This window comes from Thioclava sp. JE_KL1, assembly GCF_009296265.1.
GTDB lineage: Bacteria > Pseudomonadota > Alphaproteobacteria > Rhodobacterales > Rhodobacteraceae > Thioclava.
In genome coordinates, this window is sequence record NZ_WBJS01000030.1 from 1 (window position 1) to 9,378 (window position 9,378).

General features: G+C 59.6%; 8 protein-coding genes and 1 pseudogene. 5 read left to right on the forward strand and 4 right to left on the reverse strand.

Features of this window, described 5'->3' with window-relative positions:
* Positions 1–736 (forward strand): FAD-binding oxidoreductase (locus F8R15_RS20430; protein ID WP_253732821.1); only part of this gene is annotated, 736 nt, incomplete at its 5' end.
* Positions 737–1,753: 1,017 nt separating this feature from the next.
* Here F8R15_RS20430 and F8R15_RS21580 read toward each other — a convergent pair.
* The 3 genes and pseudogenes from F8R15_RS21580 to F8R15_RS20440 all read right to left on the reverse strand — a co-directional run bounded on the left by F8R15_RS21580 (position 1,754) and on the right by F8R15_RS20440 (position 3,510).
* Positions 1,754–2,002 carry an ion transporter gene (locus F8R15_RS21580; protein ID WP_210402180.1) on the reverse strand — a complete coding sequence of 83 codons (249 nt, stop codon included), beginning with the start codon at positions 2,000–2,002 and terminating at the stop codon, positions 1,754–1,756.
* A pseudogene (locus tag F8R15_RS21695) lies at positions 1,997–2,251 on the reverse strand (transposase); the annotation flags it as partial. The pseudogene F8R15_RS21695 and the gene F8R15_RS21580, both read right to left, overlap by 6 nt.
* A gap of 338 nt (positions 2,252–2,589) precedes the next feature.
* Entirely contained in the window at positions 2,590–3,510 is a 921-nt protein-coding gene (locus F8R15_RS20440; RefSeq protein ID WP_078540057.1) for a LysR family transcriptional regulator, read from the reverse strand.
* Positions 3,511–3,792: 282 nt separating this feature from the next.
* On the opposite strand from F8R15_RS20440, the gene F8R15_RS20445 reads away from it, so the two are divergent.
* Genes F8R15_RS20445 through benD form a run of 4 tightly spaced genes read left to right on the forward strand, consistent with a single transcriptional unit; the run spans position 3,793 to position 7,483 of the window.
* Positions 3,793–5,145, forward strand: coding sequence for a Rieske 2Fe-2S domain-containing protein (locus F8R15_RS20445; protein WP_152845813.1), 1,353 nt, complete (start codon positions 3,793–3,795; stop codon positions 5,143–5,145).
* The gene (gene benB, locus F8R15_RS20450; protein WP_078540055.1) at positions 5,142–5,642 is read left to right on the forward strand and encodes a benzoate 1,2-dioxygenase small subunit; all 501 of its coding nucleotides are present in this window, start codon (positions 5,142–5,144) and stop codon (positions 5,640–5,642) included. The genes F8R15_RS20445 and benB overlap by 4 nt, the downstream gene beginning before the upstream one ends.
* A gap of 12 nt (positions 5,643–5,654) precedes the next feature.
* The gene (gene benC, locus F8R15_RS20455) at positions 5,655–6,686 is read left to right on the forward strand and encodes a benzoate 1,2-dioxygenase electron transfer component BenC (RefSeq protein WP_078572459.1); all 1,032 of its coding nucleotides are present in this window, start codon (positions 5,655–5,657) and stop codon (positions 6,684–6,686) included.
* Complete coding sequence (benD, locus tag F8R15_RS20460) at positions 6,683–7,483, forward strand: benzoate diol dehydrogenase BenD (RefSeq protein WP_152845814.1); 801 nt, start codon at positions 6,683–6,685, stop codon at positions 7,481–7,483. Before benC ends, benD begins: the two co-directional genes overlap by 4 nt.
* A gap of 415 nt (positions 7,484–7,898) precedes the next feature.
* On the opposite strand, the gene F8R15_RS20465 is transcribed toward benD, so the two are convergent.
* Positions 7,899–9,185 carry a UvrD-helicase domain-containing protein gene (locus F8R15_RS20465; protein ID WP_306461415.1) on the reverse strand — a complete coding sequence of 429 codons (1,287 nt, stop codon included), beginning with the start codon at positions 9,183–9,185 and terminating at the stop codon, positions 7,899–7,901.
* Between the last annotated feature and the right edge of the window lie 193 nt (positions 9,186–9,378).

Sequence of the window (9,378 nt, forward strand, 5' to 3'; positions counted from 1 at the left end):
ACAGGACGGCGGCTGGCGCGGGTGGCGGCGCTTCAAGGTTGGCGCGAAGGACAGCGAAACCTCCGAGATCGCGTCCTTCACGCTCTATCCCGTGGATGGGTTGCCTGTTCTCAAGCATCGCCCCGGTCAGTATCTGAGCTTCCGCTTTGAACCTGCGGAAGGCGAGGAGTATCGGCGCAACTACTCGATCTCCTCGGCGCCGGATGGTCAGTCCTACCGCATCACTGTCAAGCGCGAGCCCGGCGGGCGGATCTCCAACTGGCTGCATGATGCGGTCGAGGTCGGCGCCGAGCTCGACGTGGCCGCGCCCGCTGGCGAGTTCTTCCTGGATCCCGCAGACAAGCGAGAGGTGGTTCTCTTGTCGGGCGGCGTTGGCCTCACCCCGATGATCTCGATGCTGGAGAGCTATGGTGGCGGCGATCTGCGGATGGTCTATGTCCACGCGACGCGGAACGGCCAGTCCCATGCGCTTGCCGCGACCTCCCGCGCGAAGGCACATGAGAGTCACGTCTTCTACGAGGCGCCGGAAGAGAATGATGTCGCGAATGGTGTCCATACCGGCCGCGTCGATCCGAACTGGCTCGTGCAGATCAGCGATCCGGCCAGGGCGGACTATTTCATCTGCGGCCCGACGGGCTTCATGCAGGAGATGGTTTCCGGCCTGAAGGCTGCAAACGTTCCAGACGCTCGCATCCACTATGAATTCTTCGGTCCCGCAGCCGCGCAGATCGGTTGATACCTCGTCCCGGCGCTCTATCCGTCGAGCGCCGGGCCGCCGCTCTATGTGACCAGAGCTGCTTTGAAGAGATGCCGGTGACTTGAAAAGGGGAGGGGACGATACACGACGGGCCGCACCTAGAACCGCACCCTCTTGCTGTTGAACGAGCTCCTGCGAGCCCGGAGCTTCACCCGCATGTCGATATACGTTCTGAGCATGATGTGTCGTCGATCGAACGCCCTAGCTGCCTAAGCTTCATGGCAATCTCTTCCGGCTTGTGCCGCTTATTCGATGTCTCTCGTCCTCCGTTTTCTGAATAGAACGGTGGGTTCGTGCGACCGGGAGGCTCAAAGCGACGTAATCGCTCTTTGCTTTGGCATGCCTCCGAAAAGATTAGACAATTTGAGCTTCAGAAGCTGGCATAAAAGACGGCCGGGGAAGGCTCAGATGAACGCGAAGCAGCCGGGCAATCGCCCGGCTGCTCCCGCTACCAACCTGACGGATTGAGGGGCTTACTTCGTCAGATCACTCGACGATGCGCTTGAAGGGTGTGGGTGGTGCACGCCGTCGATAGCGGTGGGGTGGGAACGACTGGATGGCTTGGAGGGTATCAAGGCGGGCTGAAAAAATGGGATCACATCTCGGACAAAGTAGAGATATCAGGTAAGAAAAAGACCAAAAAATATGCATTTTAGGCTCCAAGATAACTATTTGGAGAAAGTGTCGTTCCTTAAATTGAAACGACGGCCACTCAACCTTCGAGCGAGAAGGTGGCGAGAGGACGGTGGGAAAGTGACGGATTTGTGTCTGACGTTTTTCTTTCTTGTGCCGACCATGATTTCGCTCCGATTGCGGCGTTTATAATTGCGTTCGCCGAATTCTACGAGGATCTGCGCGTCTTTGCAGCGAGAGATGTATGCCCTCAGAGCCCCGCAATCAGATAGGGCGGACTATGAGAGATAGTGGCGCCCCCATGGCAACTCATGCCTTCAAAGTCCGGTCGAGGTTGCCTCATACGCACCCCGGCTCCCCGCCTCACTCGCCCGTTTGGTCGCCTCTCCGAAGATCGCCGATCCGCCGCTCGATTGCGTCGAGCCGCAGGAGAACTTCATCCCGGTAGGCACCGGTGCGCGTGGTCTCCTCTTCTGAATGAGCGTCCTGCATAGAATCCACGATCAGGCCCACCAGGAGGTTCACCACTGCGAAGGTCGTGACCATTATGAAGGGCACGAAGAAGGTCCAGGCCAGAGGGTGGGTTTCCATCACTGGGCGCACGAAGCCCATCTCGCTCCAACGCTTCCAGCGGTTGTAGAGTGTCTTGGGCGGACCGTATTCCTGCGGTGCATCGCGCCAGTGCAACCCATTGCGGTTTATGAAGATTATCCCGCTCAGAGCATGACGATCATCAACCCGTGGGCGGCCATGGCTCTTCGGAAGTGAGGAAGATCAGAAAACAGTCCATTGGACTGTTTTCCTGACGAACGGCTCGAGCAGTGCCATCTTCTCGTCGCTCAGCCAGAGAAGACTGCTCACCACACGCGCCTATATCTAGTCAAGCGGACGATCGAGAGCGGTTTTCCCTGCTTTTGAGCTGAATTGGTCGTCTCGGCAAAGAAGCTTTCCTCCAGGGGTATGGCTTGCGTCCTTTTTCCGACTTACTCGGTTCGACTTTTGGTAAATCCGGCCCCCCCCATCTTTCCCACAGCGCGTATCCTTCGGCGGGGTTGTTTTCCCTCCGGCAGATCGCTCAGGCACGAAGAGCGTATCGCGAGAAAGGTCATGCCCCGACGGTCGTGTTCCTTCCTCTGACACGTGCTTCATAGGGCCACGCAGTGCGTGGCTCGCTTAGAATGAAACTGCTCCGCAAGGGGTCAGGGCTCGCGCAGGCCCTCCGGCACGGCGTAACCCCAGTCGGGATACATTTCGCAAATGACTTCCTTCATCAGGCAGATGGGCGGCGAGGTGTCGCCTTGCCGGTAATTCATGAAGATTGGCGAAGTGGGGTGTTCCTCGATGGGACGATAGCAGATGCCTTCCATCCGGAGCCTGTCCAGAGAAGCAGGCACGACTGCGATACCCTCCTCGGCCGCGACGAGGCCGAGGGCGATGTGCAATTCGCGGGCCTCATGGGCGATCATCGGCGTCAATCCGTGGTCGTGGAAAACCGTTAGAACCTGATCGGCGTAGCTCGGGCGCGGTTTGCTCGGGTAAAGGATCTGCGGCTCTTCGGCGACCCGCGACAGGGGGAGCGGCGCGTCGGTTCCGGCCAGAGGATGCGTGATCGGAAGGGCGACGATCATTTGTTCTTCGCGCAGCAGAACGCGCCGGATGTCAGTGTCCTCGAACCGCTGGGTGCCAAAACCCGCGTCGATCCGTCCTTCCTTCAAGGCGTTGATCTGTTCAAGGCTGCTCATCTCGACGAGATGCACTTCGATATCGCTGGCTTTCTTGCGAAAACCTCGGATCAGTGCTGGAAATCGACCATACATCGTCGAGGCGACGAAGCCGAAGACCACGCTGCGCTTGGCGCTCTTGATCGTTCGCGTCATCATTACCTTCGTTGCTTCGGCATGGCCGAGGATCTGTTCGGCTTGTTTCAGGAACAGCCGCCCTGCCGGGCTCAGGCGCAACGGACGCACCGAGCGGTCGATCAGCTCCGCGCCCATCTCCGCCTCGAGCATCTGAATCTGCCGGCTCAGAGGAGGCTGTGCCATGTTGAGTGTGTTCGCCGCACGCGAGAAGCTCCTCTCCCGCGCCACCGCCACGAAATAGCGGAGCTGCCGCATTTCCATACTATACCCTCCCGGCATAAAGGCAGACTTACTTGGTCTTGGCCAAACGCCTCTCACTTTGTCAGTTTAGCCGAAGCTTGATTGAGCCGGGTAGAGGAGGACGCTACCCGTCGGGAGGTATCGCTCGATACCTATTAGGTCTGAAGGGCCGCGAGATGGCTCCGAAACCCGATTTTCGGGAACGGCTTTTTGCACCCGGACGGTCGGTCTCCCAGCCGCTCGGCTCGACGATCCAGCCAAGACCCTGCCGTTGCAGGAACGCGCCAGTTTGGAGGAGGACCTATGGCAAACGACCTGAAATCCCGTATCGAGAACGCGGTGATCGAGAACCCAGAGACCGGTATTCACCGCTGTCGTCGCGACATCTTCACCGATGAAGAGATGTTCGAACTCGAGATGAAGCATATCTTCGAGGGCAACTGGGTGTATCTTGCCCACGAGAGCCAGATCCCGCAGAACAACGACTACTTTACCACCTGGATCGGGCGTGTGCCGATCATCATCACCCGCGACAAGGAAGGTGAGTTGCACGCCGTGGTCAACGCCTGCGCGCATCGCGGCGCCACGCTCTGCCGTCGCAAGCATGGCAACAAGTCGAGTTTCACCTGCCAGTTTCATGGCTGGACCTTCAACAACGCGGGCAAGCTGCTGAAGGTGAAAGACGGCAAGACCGGTGCCTACCCGGAAGCCTTCAACCGGGATGGGTCGCATAACCTCAAGAAGGTTACGAAATTCGCCAGCTACAAGGGCTTCCTCTTCGGGTCTCTAAACCCCGACGTGGCGGGCTTGGAAGAGCATCTTGGCGAAACCCGTGTCATCATCGATCAGATCGTCGATCAGGCACCTGAGGGGCTCGAGGTTCTGCGCGGAAATTCCAGCTACACTTTCGACGGGAACTGGAAGCTGCAGATGGAGAACGGCGCAGACGGCTATCACGTCAGCTCGGTTCACTGGAACTATTCCGCCACGATGGGGCACCGCAAGGAAGAGGGCACCAAGGCCGTCGATGCCAATGGTTGGTCGAAATCCACGGGTGGTGTCTACGGCTTCGAGCAGGGGCATATCCTTTTGTGGACCCGGACACTGAACCCGGAGGTGCGCCCGATCTGGAATCACAAGGACGCGCTGGCCGAACGGCTGGGCGAGGAGAAGACGAGCTTCATCGTCAACCAGACGCGAAATCTCGGCCTCTATCCCAATGTCTACCTTATGGATCAGTTCTCGACCCAGATCCGGGTGGTGCGTCCGATCTCCGTCGATAAGACCGAGATCACGATCTACTGCTTCGCCCCCGTCGGCGAGCCGCCGGAAGAGCGCGCGCTGCGCCTGCGGCAATACGAGGACTTCTTCAACGTCTCAGGCATGGGCACGCCCGACGATCTGGAAGAGTTCCGCGCGTGCCAAGAGGCCTACGCCGCCGCGGATGGCGTCTGGAACGACTTGAGCCGCGGGGCCACCCGCTGGGAGAACGGCCCGGATGAAAACGCCAAGGCGATGGGCATGAACCCGATCCTCAGCGCAGAGCGTGCCGAAGATGAAGGGCTTTTCGTTCGTCAGCACGAATTCTGGGCCGAGACCCTTCTGAAGGCGCTTGAGGCAGAAACGGCAGAGAGCCGCGTGGAGGAACTGGCATGAACGCGCCTTTGACAAATGATCTGACCGCACTCACGCAGTTTCTCTATCGCGAAGCGCGCTTGCTCGATGATCGGGAATGGGATCGCTGGCTCGAATGTTATGCGCCCGAGGCGAGCTTCTGGATGCCGTCCTGGGACGATGACGATCAGCTGATCGAGGACCCGCAAAGCCAAGTCTCCCTGATCTATTACCCCGATCGGGCCGGGCTCGAAGACCGGGTTTTTCGGATCAAGACCGAACGCTCCGGCGCGACAATGCCCGAGCCCCGCACCAATCATATGATCAGCAATGTCGAAATCCTCGAGCGGCGCGAAACGGAGATCGATCTGCGGTTCAACTGGCACACGCTGAGCCACCGCTACAAGACGACGACGAGCTTTTTCGGAACGTCTTTCTATACGGTGGATCTGTCGGGCGACACGCCGCTGATTGCCGCCAAGAAAGTGATCCTGAAGGACGATTACATCCATCAGGTCATCGACGTCTATCATGTGTGATCGGAGGCAATCATGAGCTATCGCGTAGCGCTTAATTTCGAAGATGGCGTGACCCGTGTCATCGAGGTCAAGCCGATGGAAACGGTGATGGACGCAGCCTATCGGCAGAAGGTGAATCTGCCGGTCGACTGTTCGGACGGGGTTTGCGGCACCTGCAAGTGCCGTTGCGAGCAGGGGGCTTTCGATCTCGGGGATGATTTCCTCGAGGAAGCCTTGTCGGAAGACGAGGCGCAGGAGGGGTATGTCCTCTCCTGCCAGATGGTGCCCTCGGGGGATTGCATCGTCTCGGTCCCGGTGCCCTCGTCGAGCTGCAAGCTGACCCCTGCGGAGTTCGCGGCCGAGGTGAGCACGCTCGATCGTGTATCGGCGACGACGATCCGGCTGGGGCTGACGCTGCCTGACCCAGGGACACTCGACTTCCTGCCGGGGCAATACGTGAATATCGCTCTCCCGGATGGGCAAACCCGTTCCTATTCCTTCAGCTCGGCACCCGGTGCGTCCGAGGCGACGTTCCTCATTCGCAACGTGCCCGGTGGGGCAATGAGCACGCATCTGACAGAGACGGTGGCGCTCGGAGAGAAGATGTCGTTCACAGGCCCTTATGGGAGCTTCTTCCTGCGGCAGGTTCAGCGCCCGGTGCTGATGCTGGCCGGTGGGACCGGCCTCGCGCCGCTACTCTCGATGCTCGAAGTCATGGCCGAGACCGGGGACGCCTCGCATCCGGTTCACCTCGTCTACGGTGTGACGACGGATGACGATCTGGTGGAGGTTGCGCGGCTCGAGGCGCTGTCTCAGCGTTTGCCGAACCTGACATTCGCCTGCTGTGTGGCCGATGAGGGCAGTGTCCATCCGCTGAAAGGTTATGTCACCCATCACCTAAGCGATGCGGATCTGCGTGGCGGCGATTTGGACGTCTATCTTTGCGGGCCACCTGCGATGGTGGAGGCGGTGCGAAAATTCCTCGCGGAAAAGGGCATCGCGCCGGCGAGCTTCCATTACGAGAAGTTCACGCCCGCAGATATCAGCACCTCGGAGGCCGCATGAGCGCAACGGATCATTTCCCGGAACGCTTTGCGGGGCAGGTCATGGTCGTGACCGGGGCGGCGCAAGGCATCGGTCTTGGCGTGGCTGCCCGCGCCTGTGCGGAAGGGGCTGATGTGCTTCTTGCGGATCGGGCGGAGTTCGTCTCCCAAGTCGCGGCTGAAATCAACGCTGCGGGTCCGGGCCGGGCAAAAGCCGTGGTGGCCGATCTTGAAACCTATGCGGGCGCCGAGGCGGTCATGGAGGGAGCGATAGATGCGTTCGGCGGGATCGACATCCTCGTGACGGGTGTCGGGGGCGCAATCCGGATGCGGCCTTACGCAGAGTTCGAGCCTGCGCAGATCAAGGCTGAGATTCAGCGGTCCTTGATGCCAACGCTTTGGTCCTGCCATGCGGTCCTGCCACATCTGCGCGCGCGGGGTGGGGGCGTCATCGTGAATGTCTCCAGCAACGCCACGCGCGGCATCCATCGCGTGCCTTATTCGGCGGCCAAGGGAGGGGTGAATGCGCTGACGGCCAGCCTCGCGATGGAAGTCGCAGGCGAAAATATCCGGGTCGTGGCCTCCGCTCCGGGGGGCACGGAAGCGCCGCCTCGCCGTATCCCGCGTAATGCCAAAGGCGACACCGAGGCTGAGCAAGGCTGGATGGCGGAGGCGGTCGAACAGGTCAAGAATTCGACCATGATGGGACGCTACGGTTCACTCGATGAGCAGGTCGCGCCTATTCTTTTCCTTGCGTCACGAGAGGCGTCCTACATCACCGGCAGCACTCTGGTGGTTGCAGGTGGCGATACCGGGTGATTCATCGTTTCTCTCGAGGCTGCGGGCTGCTGCTCGCGGCCTTCCTGCGGCGATACGACGACAAAGCGGTCCGGCCACATTGTTCTTTGAGTAACCAACCAGCCGATCACCTTGCCGGCGGCTAGACTTCGCCAAATCCGGGGTGCTCGTTTTGCTGTATTTCATAAATCCCGATTTCAAAATATATCAATGGCTTACGGCGGGGTGGGGTGCTCGATAAACGGTATGCCACGGCGTGAACCGCACGCGCCCAAGCAGTTTATCGAGCACCTGCGGGCCCGGCGCTTAAAGTGCTCGATAATATGCATTCCGGGTGTGACGTGTTGTTAAACGAGCCCCGAGGCGTATGCCTCGCTCCTCCGAAGACCGACATGTCTTCTCACTCTTCGCGCTCGGGGCGTCCTTCGCGTTTGCTCTAGCGAGGGGCTCGCATTTTCGCCTTGCCCCGACAGTCCGGAAAACGCACGCAGCCAAGGAAGACACCGTAGCGGCCCCTGCGTTTGGTGAGCCAGCCTTCACTGCAATTGGGGCAGGCTGGTTGCCCCGCGCCGCATGCTGGACAGGTCATTTCTCCGGTCTTCGTATCGCGAAGCGGCAATCCAGCGCCGCATTGCGGGCAGGCGGGCATGCGATTGCCGCACAGCTTTACGTGTTCGCAGCGATACCAGCCCGAACCGCCTTTTCCGGGCATGTAAATCAATCGCCCGCCGCATTGGCTACAGATATGCTGTTGCTCCGAGGCCCCGTGAGGGTGCTTGATTTCGTAGCGCGGGTCGTCGATCAATTCGCGGACGAAGATCGATGGCTGCGCTTCCGAGGCGAGAATGGTCACCGTGTTGCGTGCGCGTGTCATCGCGACATACATCACGCGGCGTTCCTCGGCGTTTTCGAATGGCTCCGCCTCTGGGGAGACTAGTGTCAGGAGTAGATCGTCAACGATCTGCGAGGGGAACCCCATACGGCTATTGTCAGCCCCGAGGATGATCACATGATCCGCTTCGAGACCTTTGGACGCGTGGATTGTCTTGAAGCTGAGCGAAAGCGAAGGGTGTTTCTTTTGTAAACGCCCGAGGTCGGGCTTGATGGAGCGATACCTTCCCAGCAGCAAGACCGAAGCGCTTCGATCGCTTGGTGAGTGGAATGTCGACAGTGATGTGAGCGCGCGATCGAGTGCCTCATCCGCGGTCTCGCGGTGGGTCAAGGAAATGCGAATGGCTGGTTGGTTTGCTTCCCCCGCAGGGACCACCTTTTTTGAGATCTGAGCCGGATTGCGCAGAACGAATAGCCTGGCCGCCAGTGCGATTTTGTCGACCGATCGGAAGGTGCGCCCGAGATCGACTGTCCGATGAATGCCCGTCTCACCGGCGAATGTCCCTCCGAATTCGTCTCCGAAGTTGCGCATGATGTGGATGTCGGATCCGGCGAAGCGATAAATTGACTGCCAGTCATCGCCGACTGCAAAAATTCTGGCATCGGCATGCTGCGCTTTAAGGGCCTGAATGAGGCGGGCGCGACCGGTCGAGATGTCCTGAAACTCGTCCACGAGAATATGGCGGAATGGACTCTGGTATCGTCCGGATTCGACATGTGCGGTCGCACGGAGGACCATGTCCTCGAAGTCGATGCGTTCGCCCAGTCGCGCCTGATATTCTCGATAAACGGCACCGAAGATCTTCAAAAAGGCTTCCGCTCTCTTACCCATTTTCAGGGTCGTGGCTTTTTCGGCGCAAGTTTTGAGCTCGTAGCCGGGCTCTGTTGCACAAATCGGTTGATGGCCGAGGTTCCCCTTTCCCCGGACGGACTTATCCCACAGCTTCCGTGACGGGTATGCCGAGCGCGGTGTAGCCGTTCATGATGGCGATGCGGACCTGAAGTTCCGCGATCTGGCGATCGAA

Excerpts from the sequence above, each read along its gene's own strand:
- F8R15_RS21580 (WP_210402180.1), bottom strand. The coding sequence starts at position 2,002 with ATGGGCTTCGTGCGCCCAGTGATGGAAACCCACCCTCTGGCCTGGACC.
- F8R15_RS20440 (WP_078540057.1), bottom strand. The coding sequence starts at position 3,510 with ATGGAAATGCGGCAGCTCCGCTATTTCGTGGCGGTGGCGCGGGAGAGG.
- F8R15_RS20445 (WP_152845813.1), top strand. The coding sequence starts at position 3,793 with ATGGCAAACGACCTGAAATCCCGTATCGAGAACGCGGTGATCGAGAAC.
- benB (WP_078540055.1), top strand. The coding sequence starts at position 5,142 with ATGAACGCGCCTTTGACAAATGATCTGACCGCACTCACGCAGTTTCTC.
- benC (WP_078572459.1), top strand. The coding sequence starts at position 5,655 with ATGAGCTATCGCGTAGCGCTTAATTTCGAAGATGGCGTGACCCGTGTC.
- benD (WP_152845814.1), top strand. The coding sequence starts at position 6,683 with ATGAGCGCAACGGATCATTTCCCGGAACGCTTTGCGGGGCAGGTCATG.
- F8R15_RS20465 (WP_306461415.1), bottom strand. The coding sequence starts at position 9,185 with ATGGGTAAGAGAGCGGAAGCCTTTTTGAAGATCTTCGGTGCCGTTTAT.